At 54.3% G+C, this 15,765-nt stretch carries 15 protein-coding genes; 9 read left to right on the top strand and 6 right to left on the bottom strand.

What is annotated here, in order from left to right; genetic code table 11:
- The coding region (locus MOY_RS16975; protein WP_009099502.1) for an IS5 family transposase at positions 1-154 on the top strand (154 nt) is incomplete at its 5' end.
- A gap of 327 nt (positions 155-481) precedes the next feature.
- On the opposite strand, the gene MOY_RS10605 is transcribed toward MOY_RS16975, so the two are convergent.
- Genes MOY_RS10605 through MOY_RS10595 form a run of 3 tightly spaced genes read right to left on the bottom strand, consistent with a single transcriptional unit; the run spans position 482 to position 4,303 of the window.
- Positions 482-1,285 (bottom strand): enoyl-CoA hydratase-related protein, encoded by an 804-nt coding sequence (locus MOY_RS10605; protein ID WP_009099501.1) that lies wholly within the window; start codon positions 1,283-1,285, stop codon positions 482-484.
- Entirely contained in the window at positions 1,282-3,459 is a 2,178-nt protein-coding gene (locus MOY_RS10600; RefSeq protein ID WP_009099499.1) for an acetate--CoA ligase family protein, read from the bottom strand. Before MOY_RS10600 ends, MOY_RS10605 begins: the two co-directional genes overlap by 4 nt.
- A gap of 34 nt (positions 3,460-3,493) precedes the next feature.
- Positions 3,494-4,303 carry an enoyl-CoA hydratase/isomerase family protein gene (locus tag MOY_RS10595; protein ID WP_009099498.1) on the bottom strand — a complete coding sequence of 270 codons (810 nt, stop codon included), beginning with the start codon at positions 4,301-4,303 and terminating at the stop codon, positions 3,494-3,496.
- A 181-nt stretch (positions 4,304-4,484) separates the two neighbouring features.
- On the opposite strand from MOY_RS10595, the gene MOY_RS10590 reads away from it, so the two are divergent.
- Positions 4,485-5,381, top strand: a complete 897-nt coding sequence (locus tag MOY_RS10590) for a MurR/RpiR family transcriptional regulator (RefSeq protein ID WP_009099497.1) — start codon at positions 4,485-4,487, stop codon at positions 5,379-5,381.
- 80 nt (positions 5,382-5,461) lie between these two features.
- On the opposite strand, the gene MOY_RS10585 is transcribed toward MOY_RS10590, so the two are convergent.
- Entirely contained in the window at positions 5,462-6,439 is a 978-nt protein-coding gene (locus MOY_RS10585) for an NADPH:quinone reductase (protein WP_009099496.1), read from the bottom strand.
- A gap of 160 nt (positions 6,440-6,599) precedes the next feature.
- On the opposite strand from MOY_RS10585, the gene MOY_RS10580 reads away from it, so the two are divergent.
- Together MOY_RS10580 and nfo are read left to right on the top strand one after the other, a co-directional pair.
- Complete coding sequence (locus MOY_RS10580; protein WP_009099495.1) at positions 6,600-7,367, top strand: glycerophosphodiester phosphodiesterase family protein; 768 nt, start codon at positions 6,600-6,602, stop codon at positions 7,365-7,367.
- A gap of 8 nt (positions 7,368-7,375) precedes the next feature.
- The gene (gene nfo / locus MOY_RS10575; RefSeq protein ID WP_009099494.1) at positions 7,376-8,236 is read left to right on the top strand and encodes a deoxyribonuclease IV; all 861 of its coding nucleotides are present in this window, start codon (positions 7,376-7,378) and stop codon (positions 8,234-8,236) included.
- Here nfo and MOY_RS10570 read toward each other — a convergent pair.
- Positions 8,206-8,793 carry a helix-turn-helix domain-containing protein gene (locus MOY_RS10570; RefSeq protein WP_009099492.1) on the bottom strand — a complete coding sequence of 196 codons (588 nt, stop codon included), beginning with the start codon at positions 8,791-8,793 and terminating at the stop codon, positions 8,206-8,208. The genes nfo and MOY_RS10570 overlap by 31 nt on opposite strands.
- 159 nt (positions 8,794-8,952) lie before the next feature.
- Here MOY_RS10570 and MOY_RS10565 point away from each other — a divergent pair, with 159 nt between their 5' ends.
- Positions 8,953-10,371 (top strand): amidase, encoded by a 1,419-nt coding sequence (locus tag MOY_RS10565; RefSeq protein ID WP_009099490.1) that lies wholly within the window; start codon positions 8,953-8,955, stop codon positions 10,369-10,371.
- A 114-nt stretch (positions 10,372-10,485) separates the two neighbouring features.
- Positions 10,486-11,709 (top strand): benzoate/H(+) symporter BenE family transporter, encoded by a 1,224-nt coding sequence (locus MOY_RS10560; RefSeq protein WP_009099488.1) that lies wholly within the window; start codon positions 10,486-10,488, stop codon positions 11,707-11,709.
- A 114-nt stretch (positions 11,710-11,823) separates the two neighbouring features.
- On the opposite strand, the gene MOY_RS10555 is transcribed toward MOY_RS10560, so the two are convergent.
- On the bottom strand, positions 11,824-12,258 hold the full coding sequence (locus MOY_RS10555) for a hypothetical protein (protein ID WP_009099486.1): 435 nt from the start codon (positions 12,256-12,258) through the stop codon (positions 11,824-11,826).
- A 266-nt stretch (positions 12,259-12,524) separates the two neighbouring features.
- On the opposite strand from MOY_RS10555, the gene MOY_RS10550 reads away from it, so the two are divergent.
- The 3 genes from MOY_RS10550 to MOY_RS10540 all read left to right on the top strand — a co-directional run bounded on the left by MOY_RS10550 (position 12,525) and on the right by MOY_RS10540 (position 15,746).
- Positions 12,525-14,258, top strand: a complete 1,734-nt coding sequence (locus MOY_RS10550) for a proline--tRNA ligase (protein ID WP_009099485.1) — start codon at positions 12,525-12,527, stop codon at positions 14,256-14,258.
- Positions 14,259-14,270: 12 nt separating this feature from the next.
- A complete protein-coding gene (locus tag MOY_RS10545) occupies positions 14,271-14,843 on the top strand; it encodes a transglycosylase SLT domain-containing protein (protein ID WP_035540574.1) in 573 nt (190 codons plus the stop codon).
- Positions 14,844-15,065: 222 nt separating this feature from the next.
- A complete protein-coding gene (locus MOY_RS10540) occupies positions 15,066-15,746 on the top strand; it encodes a hypothetical protein (protein ID WP_009099483.1) in 681 nt (226 codons plus the stop codon).
- Positions 15,747-15,765: the final 19 nt, after the last annotated feature.

The raw sequence follows: 15,765 nt of genomic DNA, 5'->3' as shown, positions 1-15,765 counted from the left end.
GCAACGGAATGTGATAGAACGCTGCTTTAGCTGGCTTAAAGAATGTCGCCGGATCGCCACACGCTATGAAAAGCTGGCAAGTAGCTTTAAGGCGATGGTATGCGTGGCGTGCATCGACCGTTGCTTGCGAGCCAACTTTTCGTACAAAACCTAGTCCAAGCATGACCGAGCCAAGCAGGGCCGCCAACGCGACTAAATCATAGCGAAAGCGCCCCCACATAAAGGCAGCCAACGTTATGCCCAGAACAACAAATACCAAGGTACTAGGCGCTAGCCCCAAACTTTCCAATGTCATATGTATGCCACCTCCCTATGTTGCGGACATCCATTTAGCACGCCACACAGTGGGCGACGCGTAAGCCCTTGAGTCAGGTGCAATGACTATACGACCGTAAAGCTCCTGAAAACAGTGACATCCGCCAAACAAATAACAAAAAGCCTGGCGTGGCCAGGCTTTGATAGGCATATACGTGAACCTTCTTTATTTTTTCATACTGGCCAGCAGCCGCTCAACAGCCTCAAGATGCTCCGGCTCGTTGTGACACATACCCTGGAAAACTGCGCAGACATCTAAAAAGCCTTTTAGCTCCATCGTGGGCGCCATTTTCATCAGCCGCTTGGTTAAACGAGTGGCCTTAGGAGGCTGGGCGGCTATTCGGTTGGCATGCGCCATAGCGGTCGCCATCAAGTTGTCTGGTTCAACTACCTCTAGCACCACGCCGTAGGCAAGCGCCTCCTCTGCGGTAATTATTCGCCCAGAAAGCGTCAGCTCAAAGGCGCGTTGGTAACCTATCTGGCGCTGCATAAACCATGCACCGCCGTCGCCCGGGATGATCCCCAGGTTAAGGAAGGTTTCACCAAATTTAGCGCGGTTTGAAGCAACACGAATATCGGCCATATTGGCCAAATCAAACCCTGCGCCAATAGCAGCTCCGTTAACCGCGGCAATAATCGGCACTTCCACCCGATCAAGCGCCAGCGGCATGCGCTGTATGCCCCGTCGATAGCGCTCGGCAACTTCGGCAACGTCACCTGCAAAGTCGCCGCCCCGCTCTGCCATATCTTTAACGTTACCACCTGCGCAGAAGGCAGAGCCCGCGCCAGTCACCACCAGTACGGAAACCTCTTGGCAATGGTTTACCCACTCCGCGGTCGCTACAATATCATCCACAAGCTGGGTGCCCGTTAGCGCATTACGCACGTCATGGCGATTTAAGGTAAGCGTTGCTACACGATTTTCCAGCGTTAACGTAGCATCAACTAGTTCAGGTACCGCTTGGCTCATTGGTCACGCTCCACAATAATTCGGGCATCAACAATCGCATAGCCGGTCTCATGACTTTCCGGGTAGGCAATTATCGGGTTCAAGTCTAGCTCGTGGATACTAGGGTAGGCCTCCACCAAACGGGAAATTTGTACCAGCAGCGAGACTAAGGCCTGCTTGTCGACACCTGCGGCACCGCGCACCCCAGCCAATACTTTTTGCGCTTTAATCTGGTTAACCATAGATTCTGCATCAGCGCGGCTAAGTGGCAACGCACGAAACGCTACATCTTCAAGCACTTCGACAAAAATACCGCCCAGACCAAACATCATGACCGGGCCAAAGATCGGGTCTCGAAGCATGCCAACAATCACCTCCACGCCCTTCTCGGCCATAGGGGTTACCAATACCCCTTCAATATCGGCACTAGGGTCGTAGGCGTAGGCACTTTCAAGAATCGCCTGGTAAGCCTCGCGAAGCGCTGCCTCACCCACAAGGTTTAGCTTTACCCCACCCGCATCCGATTTATGAAGGATATCTTTCGACACCACCTTCATAGCAAGCGGTTTATCGCCAAAGTGGCGGGCAATGTCGTTAAGCTCGTCAATGCTTTTTGCTAGCGGCTCATCAGGCACTGCCATACCGTGCTCGGCCAGCAGTGCCTTAGCTTCAAACTCTAGCAAGTCCCGCCCTTCGGCTCGGGCTGTTTTAAACATAGTTTGCCCGGCTACTGAAGGCTGTACGGGATCGGCTGCGACATGAACCGCTCGGCCAGCAAGATACTCGCCGCGCTCACCTAAGGCAGAAAGCACACGCACTGCATGTTCAATGGAGGCATACACTGGCAAGCCTGCTTCATGCAGACGCCGAAGCGCGGGTGGCTTAATCGGCGCATAGAGGCTGTAAATGACAAGCGGTTTTTCATTGGCGTTGGCGAGTTCTACCATGGCTTCGGCGCCGCGCATTTCATCCCCGAGTAAGGACTCCGCAAAACGCATGCTATAACCACCAAACATACCCACCAAAAACACGCTATCAACGCCCTCATCCGCCATAACGATTTCAATACAGCGCGCCAGCAGTGACGGATTGGCATCAGAAGAGCCAGCAACATCGACGGGGTTGACGGTAGATGCCTGGGGCAGTAGCACGCCCCGTAACGCAGTACGAGTATTGTCGGAGAGCTCTGCTAGCTGTAATCCAGCCTCTGCCAGGCGATCGGCAGCAATGGTGGCTTGGCCGCCGCCATCAGAAATCACCGCAACGCGCTTACCGGGGGCTTTTTGCAGCCGCCCTAAGCCTTCCGCTACGGGCAAAATTTCATCCGAGTACTGCACAACGCTAACACCCGCTTGGCGCAGTAGATCAACGGTCATCTGGTAGCTGCCCGCGAGTGCCCCAGTGTGCGAACTGGCCGCTTTCTGGCCTTGTTCGGTGGCGCCAGACTTGTACACCACCACGGGTTTCATGGCGGTCACATCCCGGGCAACATCTAAAAACTTGCGGCCATCACGAAAGCCTTCCACGTAAAGCGTGGCCACCCGGGTATGCTCATCTTCCCCCAGGTAGCGCAGGTAATCGTTAAACCCTATATCGCTTTGATTGCCAGGGCCAATATAGGTGCTAAACCCCACCTGGCCGTTGTGCTGCGCTTCAAGCGCGAGCGAAAGCAGCATATTGCCCGATTGGGACACAATCCCGATATCGCCAGGGGTGACGTTATCCAGCGCCAGCAAATTAATGTGGTGGTGAAGGTTAAACATGCCTGAGGTGTTGGGTCCGATAATCCGCACACCGTGGGCGCGGGCTGCCTCCATCATTTCTGCTTCCAGCGCCGCGCCCGCCTCGCCAGTTTCACCAAAGCCGCTGGCGAGAATGACCGCCCCTTTTACGCCTCGGCGGCCACACTCGGCGATTAGCGCCGGCACCGTCGCGGCAGGGGTACACAGCAGCGCCAGCTCAGGAGTGCCTGGCACCTCACTGATAGAGGGCCATGCTTTCACGCCTAAAATCGTGTCAGCTTTAGGGTTAACGGGGTAAATAGTGCCGCGATAGCCACCTTTTACCAGCCCCACCATGGCTTTATAACCACGCTTGGTAGGGTCAGCAGAGGCGCCGACGACGGCAATGCCGGTGGGTGCCAAAATAGCGTGTAACGGGCTGCGTAGCGGGAGATTGCCTTCAATGGTGTTCATGGTGTCACTTGTCTAAAAAGAGTAAGAGGACGAACTATTTGCCTTGGAAATTCGGTGCGCGCCGCTCAGCAAACGCATCGACACCCTCTTGCCAATCCTCGGTGGTAGAACAGGTAAACACCGCGTCTAATTCCTGCTGTAGCTGGCTCTCTAGGCTGGTGTGGCCACCACGGTTGACCAAAGGCTTTAACATGGCCATGGAAATCGGTGCCTGGTTGGCAAGCTTTTCCGCTAACGCCAACGCTTTTTCGCGCAAATTTTCCTGGGCGTGGCTGGCTAGCGCCAGGCCAATGGCGGCAGCCTCAACCCCGGCAATCTTTTCGCCCAAGTAGAGCAGCCGCCGAGCCTGGGTTAGCCCTACCAGTTGAGGTAAAAGTTTAGAGACCCCGCCCCCTACACAGGTGCCAATACTGGTTTCAGGGAAGCCAAGCTGGGCATCATCTGCCATCACGATAAAATCGCAGGACACCGCCATTTCTGCCCCGGCGCCTAAGGCATAACCATTCACTGCAGCGACCACGGGCTTGTTAAGCTTAATGATTGCCTCGCACACGTCGTTGCCTAGCTCTAAATACGCACGGCGCTGGAAAAGCGTGCGTGCTGCACCGCCGTGGGCCTTCATGTCCGCCCCTACGCAGAATGCCCGCCCCTCACCGGTAAGTACTACCGCTCTTACATCGGGCGTTTGGGCAGCGTACTGCAGCACATCTAATAGCTCACGGTAGAGCGCTTCGATCACCGCGTTCAGCCGCTTCGGTCGGTTAAAGCGCACTTCCAACACACGGTTATGCTGAGAGACCAGCAGCGTTTCGTAGCAGGGCAATGTACGGTCAGCGGAGGACATCGTATTTTTAAAACCTCTAAGAACTGAGCATCAAAAAAAGAAACATATGTTCTATTTTTTTAAAAAAAAGAAACATATGTTTTGCCAACGATAGGGTATTCAGTACAAATCAGTCAATACATGCGTATCAAAAACATTTATTATTGGCACAAACGTTTTATATTACTTTTGGGAGCACGCCATGCCTGACCCCCACCACCCACATCCAACGGGCTTGGACGAGATTAATCAGCGGCTTGCTGAAAGCTATCCCACACTAAGCCCCCAGCTAAAGCGCGCGTCCAGCTATGTGCTGGAAAACCCCATTGGCATCGCCTTTCAATCAGTCCGCAAAACCGCCGCGGCCGCGGACGTAACGCCGTCAACGCTGGTTCGTCTAGCCAAACGGTTAAATTTTGAAAGCTATGAGCAGTTTCGAGACGTGTTTCAGTCCGCCGTTCAGTCAGCACCCGTTGAGCTAAGCGGGCGTGCCAGCAAGCTAAAACATCAGGCCAACCAGCCTGAAGATGCGCTGTTTGTTGAGGTAGGTGATGCCGCTTTCGATAACATTGGCCGCCTATTTACGGCTGATAATCAGGCGCGCGTTAAGGATGCCGCCCAGCGAATCCTGGCGGCTCGTCGGGTCGCGGTCGTCGGGTTTCGGGATACGTTTGCCTGCGCATATCACTTTGCCTACGTAGGGCGGATTGCCATGCCTGACGTGGTGTTAATCCGGGGATTAGAAGGCGGCTTGCTTACCGAGCTGGATCATTTCAATGAGCAAGACATAGTGGTAGCGTTTGGCTTCGAACCCTACTGCGCAGAAACAGTAAAAGCACTAGAAGTGACACGCGCTAACGGCGTACAGGCCATCGTAATTACCGATACGCTGCGCTCACCCCTGGTACCCGGAGCCAGCGTTACCTTTACGGTTGCCAACGCCACGCCGCACTTTTTCCCCTCGATACTCTCGGCGATTACCTTAAGCGAAGCGATATTGGCAGAGTGCGTGGCCTTTGGCCCGGACCAACTGGTTGATAACGTCGCCAGTTTTGAGAGCCGGATGCGCAAAATGGGGGCTTACGTGGAAGTGGAATAAAGAGGTAATCACCCAGGGCAGCCGCTCCCATAAGAAGCGGGTGCCGCTGAGTGCTAGGAGCGCATGCCCATCATGGACGGCTAAGGAAGCAGGATGGTTGAACCGGTCGTTTTACGGCTCTGCAGCGCATCTTGCGCTTTACCCGCATCCTGTAACGAGTAGCGGTTTGCAATATCAATCTTAAGCTTGCCACTCTCAATCATGGCAAAGAAGTCTTCACACATCATCTCTAGGCGTTCGCGGGTATCGGCGTAGCCATTCAGGCTTGGCCGGGTCACAAACAGCGCGCCTTTTTGGTTAAGAATGCCGATATTCACCCCATCCACAGGGCCAGAAGCATTACCAAAGCTCACCATCAGTGCGCGGGGTTTTAAACAGTCCAGCGACATTTCCCAGGTATCTTTACCTACAGAGTCATAGACCACATCACACATTTCGCCGTTAGTCAGCTCCCGCACCCGCTCCACGACGTTCTCTTCGGTGTAGTTAATCGTCGCCCAGGCGCCGTTCGCCATAGCAAGATCCGCTTTTTCTTGAGAGCTAACGGTGCCGATTAGCTTAACGCCTAACGCTTTAGCCCACTGACAGGCAATAGAGCCAACACCCCCTGCCGCCGCGTGGAACAAAATGGTTTCACCGCCTTTTAACGCGTAGGTTTGGCGAAGTAAATACTGCACGGTTAAGCCTTTCAGCATGCTGGCAGCGGCAGTCTCAAAATCAATAAAGTCCGGTAGCTTGACCACTTTAGCAGCCGGTAGCGTATGTACCTCAGCGTAGGCGCCCAGCGGGCCTTGGGCATAGGCAACTCGGTCACCCGCTTTCAGGTGCGTCACGCCTTCGCCCACCGCGTCTACCACGCCCGCACCTTCAGTGCCTAAGCCTGAGGGCATAGACGGCGCGGGATACAGCCCGGTGCGGAAATAGATATCAATAAAGTTAAGCCCTACCGCCTTGTTGGCAATACGCACCTCACCGGCACCAGGCGCTGCGGGCTCAACATCTACCCATTCCAACACCTCTGAACCACCCGTCTTTGAAAACTCAATGCGCTTAGTCATACTCAAGGCTCCTTTATTATTCATTGGCCGTACTTTGTGTCGCTATCCAACCGCGTCACAACCGATAAATCAAGCAATAGCCCATCTGTGGAGAAACATCCGTGTCATGCAGCCATGCTAAACTTCGCTATCTAATCGGTCACTTTTAGAAGGCTGTTGTATGATGCATCCCACAATCAACTTGCCCACTCTTATTGCTCACCGTGGCTATTCAGCCGCGGCGCCAGAAAACACCTTAACGGCGGTTCGTGCCGCCTATGATGCAGGCGCCACCTGGGTAGAATTGGATGTTCAACTGCTTGGCGATGGTACACCGGTTATTTGGCACGATAGCGATGTTAGCCGCTGCTCCGACGGCCGTGGAGAGCTTGCCATGATAACCTGGCAGCAAGTCCAGCACTTAGACGTTGGCAGTTGGTTTGGCGATGGTTTTTCTGGGGAGAAAATGGCCAGCCTAGAGGCTATGCTTGCGCTACTTAACGAGCTAAACATGGGGGTGAATTTAGAGATTAAGGTCAATAAAGGCCGCGACCCCATCGCCCTCGTCGACACCGTAATGCCAAGTGTATTGGCGGCGTTACCCGCCGAGCGATTAATCGTCTCATCATTTGACCCCGCTGCCCTAGCCCACTGCCGCCATTTTGCGCCTAAAGAAGCGCTTGCGCTTGGGGTGCTGTTCGGTAGCACACCAAAAGAGTGGCGCGCCCAATGCGAAGCGGTAGAAGCCTTTAGCATTCATGCGCACTGGCCGCATTTAAAGCGCTCCCAGGCCGACGCCATGCGAGAAAATGGCTATCAAGTTTTGTGTTACACACCCAACGACCCCAGTGCTTTTGATAGCCGCTGGGCATGGGGGGTCGCCAGCGCTATTACCGATGAACCCGCCGCCTTCCAGCGCTACCTTAATAACCAACGCCAGCACGGCTAAGGAAAACAATGAAATACCTAGGCGCCCACGTCAGTGCCGCAGGCGGTGCTGACCAAGCCGTTACCCGTGCCGTGGAAATCGGTGCAACGGCGTTTGCTCTGTTCACTAAAAATCAGCGTCAGTGGAAAGGCAAACCGCTTACCGACGAAGCCATTTCGGCGTTTAAGCAAGCCTGCAAAAGGCACGGCTTTGGCCCCGAGCAAATTTTGCCCCACGACAGCTACCTGATTAACCTTGGCCACCCAGAAACAGAGGGGCTGGAAAAATCCCGCGCTGCGTTTTTAGACGAAATGCAGCGTTGTGAGCAGTTGGGACTCACGCTGCTCAATTTTCACCCCGGCAGCCATTTAAATAAGATCAGCGAGTCCGATTGCCTCAAGCGGATTGCTGAGTCGCTCAACGAAGCGCTAAGCCATACTCAAGGCGTCACAGCAGTCATCGAGAACACCGCAGGCCAAGGTACTAACCTTGGCTGGCGTTTCGAGCATCTCGCGGAAATTATCGAACACGTCGACGATAAAACCCGGGTTGGCGTCTGTATTGATACTTGCCACGCCTTCGCGGCAGGCTATGACTTACGCACCGCGGACGCCACCCAAGATACGCTGAATGAGCTTGGCAAGGTGGTGGGTTTTGAGTTTTTGCGGGGTATGCACCTCAACGATGCCAAAAGCACCTTTGCCAGCCGCGTTGACCGCCACCACAGCCTAGGGAAAGGCAATATCGGATTAGCTGCGTTTACCACTATCATGCAAGACGCACGCATTAGCGGCATTCCCATGATCTTAGAAACTGTTGAACCTGACATTTGGGCCGATGAGCTTAACTGGCTGCGCGCTCAGGCGCCGGAAGCGGCCCCAGGTAGATAGTGAATCACATCGTGAAAGCGTAGCCGCGTGGCGGTGTTATTACGCATGGCGTGGGGCCTGTCGGCAAAAAAGCGCAGCCCCTCGCCCGCTCGAAGGGTTTGCCAGCGCTCATCAATGCGCAGCTCCATTTCGCCTTCCACCACGACGATATGTTCCACGACCCCACTGGCGTGAGCAGATGACTCACTGATTGCTCCGGGTGCTAGCTCAATCATAAACATTTCAAAGCCCAGTAGCGGATCGTAAGGGAAGAGCAACCGCGCCTGCATCCCCACGCTATCCTCCCCCCATACCGACTCCCAACCATCCCTATGCAGCTCCCCCAGCGCGGGCTTATCACCATCAAATAACCTAGAAAACGAGACTTTAAAACCGCTGGCAATTTTCCAGAGGGTAGACACCGTCGGGCTAGATTCCCCCCGTTCAATCTGACCCAACATCGCTTTGCTTACTCCGGTAGCCCCAGCAGCACGGTCGAGGCTCCAGCCACGCTCTTTGCGAAGCTGTTTAACGGTTCCTGCGATATGTTCAGCAATAGTATGGGGCGCGCTTGCCATTGGGCTCTCCTTTAATGAGGTTAGTTAGTTTACCGACTACTTGCCCTTACAGCATGGCCCGATTGGCAACTTGGTTTTAGCCCCCATTTTGCAGACTCACGCCTGCTTGCCTAGGCTTACATGAGGTTTATTGTATTAACGAAACGCAAGGAGCGATTAATGAGCGATACCGACCTAGGCCTAATGGACGCACGCTCGCTGGCCCAGCTCTATGAAACACACAAAGCCTCACCCTTAGAGGCAACCCGAGCTGCACTAGAGCGTATTGAGCGGTTTAACAACCAAGTAAATGCTTACGTGTATGTAGATAACGAGGGCGCCGAAAACGCTGCCAAGGCTTCAGCAAGGCGCTGGGGGCAAGGAAAACCGCTGAGCCCTATCGACGGTGTACCCGTTTCCATTAAGGATCTTACCCAGGTGGCGGATATGCCCTGTCGAGAGGGGTCGCTCACCATCTCAGATGCGCTCTGCGATACCGATGCACCACCCGCCAGAATGTTACGAGAAGCAGGCGCAATTATTCTTGGTAAAACCAACACCCCTGAATTTGGCTGGAAGGCTGTCACTGATAACCGGGTCTTTGGCGCTACCGCTAACCCTTGGGATACACGACTAACAGCGGGCGGCTCTTCCGGTGGGGCCGCTGCGGCGGCAGCGCTAAATATGGGCGTGCTCCACCAAGGGGGTGACTCTGGGGGATCTATCCGAATTCCCGCATCATTTACCGGCGTTTTTGGTTTTAAGCCCACGTTCGGCTGGACACCCCAATGGCCGCCTTCTAAAGAACCCAGCCTTTCGCATTTAGGGCCACTTACCCGTTCGGTGAAAGATGCGGTCAGCATGCTCAATGTTATGGGCCGCTACGATTATCGCGACCCCTACGCCACCCGAGGCCAGCCAGCGTGCTGGGGTGAGGACTTGGATAAAGGCCTGGAAGGTTTGCGTATTGGCTTTTCAAGCGACTTAGGCTATGCCCAAGTTGACCCGCAAGTAGCAGCACGAGTGCGAGAAGCTGCCGATAAACTTGCGGCACTTGGCGCGGAAGTGGTTGAGGTAGATCCGGGGTTCGAATCGCCGCTGGATACGTTCCGCAAGCTCTGGTTTACCGCTTCGTTAGAACAGTGGTCACAAATGAGCAGTGCCCAGCGGGAACTGTTAGACCCAGGCTTAGTTGCCAATGCTAAAGAAGCAGAAAGCTGGTCAGCGGTTGAGTTATTTCGCGCCCTTGCCGACCGTGCCACACTCACCCAGCGACTAGAGTATTTTAATCAGCAATACCACCTATTGATGACCCCCACCGTGACCCTTCCTCCATTTGAAATTAACCATGAAGTCCCTCCAGGCAGTAAAATGCGCGACTGGGAAGAGTGGGCGGCGTTTAGCTATCCGTTTAACCTAAGCCAGCAACCCGCCGCTTCAGTGCCCTGCGGCTTTACCGAACAAGGCTTACCCGTAGGTTTTCAACTAGCAGGTGGTAAATATGACGATAAACGCGTGCTGAGAGCTTGCCACGCCTATATGCAGGCGCATCCACCTCGCTTCCCTAGCATCCCGAACCCCGCTCACTTCGCAAGCTAATCGCACCTAGCCGCCATCAAGCTTCCAACACTGCCATTGTGCGTTATGACGCACAATGGTAGCCTTACGCTTTGTGCGCTATAGCGCACATTTATGTGCGTAAGTGAGGTCCCTATGGAAGCGCCAAACACCACTAAGCCTTCAGCTATCACCACCCCAAAAACCGCATTTTGGGGCGACGTGAGCCTGTCGACCGTTACCGCTGGTTGCGTAGCGGTGATTATTGGCTATACCAGCTCAGCGGCGATTATCTTTCAGGCAGCGGCCGCTGCCGGTGCTAGCGCTGCACAAATTAGCTCTTGGCTATGGGCCTTGGGGGTGGGTATGGGGCTTACCTCATTAGGACTTTCGCTCCGCTACCGCATGCCGCTGCTCACCGCATGGTCTACTCCTGGGGCTGCCTTTTTAGCCATCAATTTACCCGGCGTGCCCATTGAAGAAGCTATTGGGGCATTTCTATTTTCCGCGCTGCTACTCACACTTTGTGGAGTCACTGGGTTGTTTGAGCGCTTAATGCGACATATCCCTGGCGCCATTGCATCCGCGCTGCTGGCGGGTATTCTGCTGCGCTTTGGGTTAGAGCTGTTTAACGTTATGGAGAGCCAATGGCTGCTACCTCTCGCTATGCTGGCCACATGGGTAGCTGGCCGACGTTTATGGCCGACGCTCGCAGTGCCTTGTGTGCTGCTAATCGGTGTGCTGATTGCCATGTTTCAGGGGCAAATAAATGTACAGGGGCTTCCGCTCACTCCTACCGCACCGGTGTTTACCGCGCCCGTTTTTAACCCTGCGACGTTAATAGGAATTGGCATACCGCTCTTTGTGATTACCATGGCCACCCAAAACTTACCTGCTCTAGCAGTCTTAAGGGCAGCAGGTTATAAGCCTAACAGCTCACCCTTAATTAGCTGGACAGGTGGCGCAACTCTGCTTCTGGCACCCTTCGGTGGCTACGCACTTAACATGGCCGCTATTAGCGCAGCGGTGTGTATGGGGCCAGATGCTCATGCTAACCCACAGCGCCGCTATACCGCAGGCGTCGCCGCTGGCGTGCTCTACATCATAATGGGCATTTTCGGCGCAACGGTCACCGGCATATTTAATGCCCTACCTAGCGTTTTAGTGATGGCACTGGCGGGTATCGCACTCCTGAGCACATTAGGTAGCGGCCTGGCAGGTGCTTTTGAGAAAAGCGAACAGCGCGATGCCGCTATCGTGACGTTTTTGCTAACCGGGTCAGGCATTTCACTACTGGGGATTGGTGGTGCTTTTTGGGGGCTGTTGGCGGGCTTAATCGTGCTGAAACTTACCACTTTCAAGAAAAAGAGCCTTGGCTAACGTGCTTTAAAATGAAACGCCCCCAGGCGCTCATTGACGGCAGGGGGCATTTCAAACGAAGGGAAAGCTCAACGAGGTGGGCCTACCCTTGTATTAATCTACGTAGTGATGCGCTTACATCGTCGAAAGACGCTCTTCATCCAACACGCCAGACATTCGCACCATCGCAAGCGCTTCGTCTAAGCTGTCCACCTCTTCGATCATGACCAGCTCATTTTCCAGGCTAACAGGCTGACCGGCTTTATCTGACAGCAACTTTTCTAGTGATGCGACGTCCATGGCATCATCCAGTTTATGCACATCTACTGATGCGCTGCTGTTGCTAGGCAGATAGATAGTGCCATTAGAGAAGTCAACTGCGTAAGCAATGACGCCCGGCACAATAAAGAACAGCAAACCAACACTGTTGGCGATGGCCACTACAGGATCTACATCGCCACTTAACTGCCCTTTTCGCTCAGGATAAAAAAGCGTTCCACACCCACTGAGTGCTACGATGGAGACACCCACCGTCGCCCCCGCTAGCCAACGGCGCAATGCTTGATGCATGAAGGTTACCTCATTGTTCCAAAGTACCGATAGCCGGTGGCAATGCCACGTAGAGTTTGAATTAACAGACGCTATCGACCCACAAATCCCGACAAGTTTAACACAATTCAACCTAAGCGCTGCTAAGCAAATAGCGGCAGGATTTTGCCGCGTTAACCGCTTCACCGTACAATGCCGCTTTAAACGCACATCAACGTGCTAATGTCAGCGTTAATGACGACCCAACAAACCAGCGTTACCCCTACAACCAAGGAATGCTCACGCCCATGCGCGCCAGCCAATTATTGATTGCGACATTAAAAGAAACCCCGGCCGACGCTGAAGTCATCAGCCACCAGTTAATGCTGCGCGCCGGGATGATCCGCCGTCTTACGTCGGGCCTTTACACTTGGCTACCCCTTGGCCTGCGCACTCTGCGCAAGGTGGAAGCCATTGTGCGAGAAGAGATGAACCGCGCCGGCGCCCAGGAAGTCTTAATGCCTGCCGTCCAACCTGCCGACCTGTGGCAGGAGTCTGGCCGCTGGGAACAGTACGGCCCTGAGCTTTTACGCTTAAAAGATCGCCACGACCGTGACTACTGCGTTGGCCCCACCCATGAAGAAGTAATTACCGATCTGGTGCGAAAAGAGATCGCCAGCTATAAACAGCTGCCGATTAACTTCTACCAAATCCAAACTAAATTCCGTGATGAGATCCGCCCTCGTTTTGGCGTGATGCGCTCACGTGAATTCATCATGAAGGATGCCTACTCGTTCCATCTGGACGAAGCCTCCCTCAAAGAGACCTACCAAGGTATGTACGATGCCTACACGCGCATCTTTACCCGTCTGGGTCTCGATTTCCGCCCGGTCATTGCCGATAACGGCTCCATTGGTGGCACGGGTTCCCACGAATTCCACGTGCTGGCCGACTCGGGTGAAGACGACATCGTGTTCTCTAACGAATCCGATTACGCAGCCAATATCGAAAAAGCGGAAGCACTGCCTGCACCGCTGGGCAGCAACCCTGAACGCGCCGCCCCTAGCGAAGAGATGCGCCTGGTCGACACGCCCGATGCCAAGACCATTGCCGCCCTGGTTGAGCAGTTTAAGCTACCCATTGAAAAAACCGTTAAAACACTCATGGTACACGCAGCTGAAGGTGGCCTGATCGCCCTACTGGTGCGTGGCGACCACGAACTTAATGAAGTAAAAGCGGAAAACCTGCCCCAGGTTAACCCCCCCCTGACCATGGCCAGCGAAGAAGAGATTCGCGCGGCCGTCGGCGCAGGCCCAGGCTCGCTTGGCCCGGTTGGGCTCAAGCTCCCGGTGATTATTGACCGCAGCGTCGCACTAATGAGCGATTTTGGCGCCGGCGCTAACGTCGATGGCAAGCACTACTTCGGGATTAACTGGGAGCGCGATGCTGCCCTTCCCCAGGTAGCCGACCTGCGTAACGTGGTAGAAGGCGACCCCTCACCCGATGGTAAAGGCACGCTCTCCATCAAGCGTGGCATTGAAGTGGGCCACGTTTTCCAGCTTGGTCAGAAGTACTCCCAGGCAATGAATGCCAGCGTACTGGGCGATAACGGCAAAACCAGCCACCCTTGGATGGGTTGCTACGGCATCGGCGTAACCCGCGTAGTAGCCGCCGCTATTGAGCAGAATCACGATGAATCCGGGATCATCTGGCCCAACGCCATCGCGCCGTTCCAGGTCGCACTCGTTCCCATGAACGCACATAAATCTCAGCGGGTGCGTGAAGAGTCTGAACGCCTCTACCAGGCGCTCACCGCGGCAGGCTTAGACGTACTATTAGACGACCGCGACACGCGTCCAGGCGTTAAATTTGCAGATTTAGAGCTTATGGGCGTGCCTCACCGCTTGGTCATCGGTGACCGCGGTTTGGACAACGGCGAACTGGAGTACAAAGGCCGTCGCGACAGCGAAGCCACCATGATCCCCGCCGAGAAAATCGTTGATTTTCTGCGCGAACAAGCGGGCTTTAGCAACGCACAGTAACCGCTTACGACGATGTCGCTGAGCGCAACAATAGGCCGTTTGCAGCGGATGCTAAGGTGGGCACTGGCCGTCATATTCGTCGCCTCGCCACTGCAAAGCGCAGCAGAGCCACCGCTGCGCTTAACCTTAGAAGCCAGGTACCAACAAACCGCCTATCATCAGTGGCAGCTGGAACAGTGGCGCAGCCGAATGGATGCGCCACTGTCTCGCTTTATCAGCGATCCAGACCGGCGCTATGCGCTGTTAACACGCCTCTACCACGAAGCCCACCTAGCGGGGCTGCCCCCCAACTTAGTATTAGCCCTCATTCAAGTGGAAAGCGCCTTTAAAGCAGACGCGGTGTCGTCTGCCGGTGCCGTCGGCTTAATGCAGATCATGCCCTTTTGGGTGGAAGAGTTAGGCCTGCCCATTGATGACCTCACCGAACCTAACCGTAACTTACGCTACGGCTGTACTATTTTGGCCCACTACTTAGCCGTTGAACGCGGCGATTTCACCCGTGCACTGGCGCGCTATAACGGTAGCCTTGGGCAAACTTGGTACCCTGAACGGGTGCTGAAAACATGGCGTGACTATTGGCGCTAACGCAGCTTTTAGACTTCATCCGTTAGCGCTGACTTCATCCATCGGTCCTGCTGGGTAAAATTCCGAGAGAGACCTTAAAGCACGTGATTAAAAGCACTCACCCAAAACAGTTAAGCTGTGTGTACCAGCATCTGTGAGTACATCGTTAATGCGATAACATGACTTTTCGACGTAATAGATACATGATCAAGGCCTTTATTGTCGTTAATTAGGTCTACCGCTATGCCCCTGTTGTGTAAAAGTGCTGGTCTACGCCATTTTGCATGGCCGCTAAGTATTCTGGCTACGTTGCTTAGCGTTCAAGCTCAGGCTGCCACAGTAAGCGTTACAGATACTGAGGGCTCCCCTTTAGAGCATGCTGTTGTAGAGTTATATATTGAGGGTACAGCCACCCCACCAGCCACCGATAAAAACATTATCCAACGGGACGCTGCCTTCCACCCTACCGTCACAACAGTCCCTACTGGCAGCCATGTCGCATTTCCAAATGAAGACACGACGCGACACCATGTCTTTTCGTTTTCTCCAGCTAAAGTCTTTGACCTGGAACTTTTTTTAAATGAAACGCCGCCGCCTATTCACTTTGATCAAGCGGGTGTGGTGGTATTGGGCTGCAATATTCATGACCAAATGCAGGCGTTCATCGTGGTAAGCGATGCCCCCTACGCTGCGCTCACGAATGCTGACGGTACTTTAGACGTCCCTGACCTCCCAGAAGGCCGTCACCACATGCGGGTATGGCACAGCCGCATGGATGACCGCCAAAACGTTTGGTGGGAAGGCGATATCAGTGATGCAGACACACTAACCGTTAGCCTTGAGCTCAATGCCCTCACACCAGAACCTCCCACGCTGTCGCCACTGCAGCAGCGCTTTCGTAATGCCACGCATACTCAGCAGTAGCGGGCACTGCTGTTCACAT

Origin of the sequence: Halomonas sp. GFAJ-1 (assembly GCF_000236625.2) — a bacterium.
In the GTDB taxonomy this organism is placed as follows: domain Bacteria; phylum Pseudomonadota; class Gammaproteobacteria; order Pseudomonadales; family Halomonadaceae; genus Vreelandella.
The sequence above is the reverse complement of the archived record's forward strand: the minus strand, read 5'-3'. Positions and strand labels throughout refer to the sequence as shown.

Excerpts from the sequence above, each read along its gene's own strand:
- MOY_RS10560 (WP_009099488.1), top strand. The coding sequence starts at position 10,486 with ATGGAAGCGCCAAACACCACTAAGCCTTCAGCTATCACCACCCCAAAA.
- MOY_RS10540 (WP_009099483.1), top strand. The coding sequence starts at position 15,066 with ATGCCCCTGTTGTGTAAAAGTGCTGGTCTACGCCATTTTGCATGGCCG.
- MOY_RS10605 (WP_009099501.1), bottom strand. The coding sequence starts at position 1,285 with ATGAGCCAAGCGGTACCTGAACTAGTTGATGCTACGTTAACGCTGGAA.
- MOY_RS10580 (WP_009099495.1), top strand. The coding sequence starts at position 6,600 with ATGATGCATCCCACAATCAACTTGCCCACTCTTATTGCTCACCGTGGC.
- nfo (WP_009099494.1), top strand. The coding sequence starts at position 7,376 with ATGAAATACCTAGGCGCCCACGTCAGTGCCGCAGGCGGTGCTGACCAA.
- MOY_RS10590 (WP_009099497.1), top strand. The coding sequence starts at position 4,485 with ATGCCTGACCCCCACCACCCACATCCAACGGGCTTGGACGAGATTAAT.
- MOY_RS10585 (WP_009099496.1), bottom strand. The coding sequence starts at position 6,439 with ATGACTAAGCGCATTGAGTTTTCAAAGACGGGTGGTTCAGAGGTGTTG.
- MOY_RS10600 (WP_009099499.1), bottom strand. The coding sequence starts at position 3,459 with ATGAACACCATTGAAGGCAATCTCCCGCTACGCAGCCCGTTACACGCT.
- MOY_RS10570 (WP_009099492.1), bottom strand. The coding sequence starts at position 8,793 with ATGGCAAGCGCGCCCCATACTATTGCTGAACATATCGCAGGAACCGTT.
- MOY_RS10550 (WP_009099485.1), top strand. The coding sequence starts at position 12,525 with ATGCGCGCCAGCCAATTATTGATTGCGACATTAAAAGAAACCCCGGCC.
- MOY_RS10555 (WP_009099486.1), bottom strand. The coding sequence starts at position 12,258 with ATGCATCAAGCATTGCGCCGTTGGCTAGCGGGGGCGACGGTGGGTGTC.
- MOY_RS10565 (WP_009099490.1), top strand. The coding sequence starts at position 8,953 with ATGAGCGATACCGACCTAGGCCTAATGGACGCACGCTCGCTGGCCCAG.
- MOY_RS10545 (WP_035540574.1), top strand. The coding sequence starts at position 14,271 with ATGTCGCTGAGCGCAACAATAGGCCGTTTGCAGCGGATGCTAAGGTGG.
- MOY_RS10595 (WP_009099498.1), bottom strand. The coding sequence starts at position 4,303 with ATGTCCTCCGCTGACCGTACATTGCCCTGCTACGAAACGCTGCTGGTC.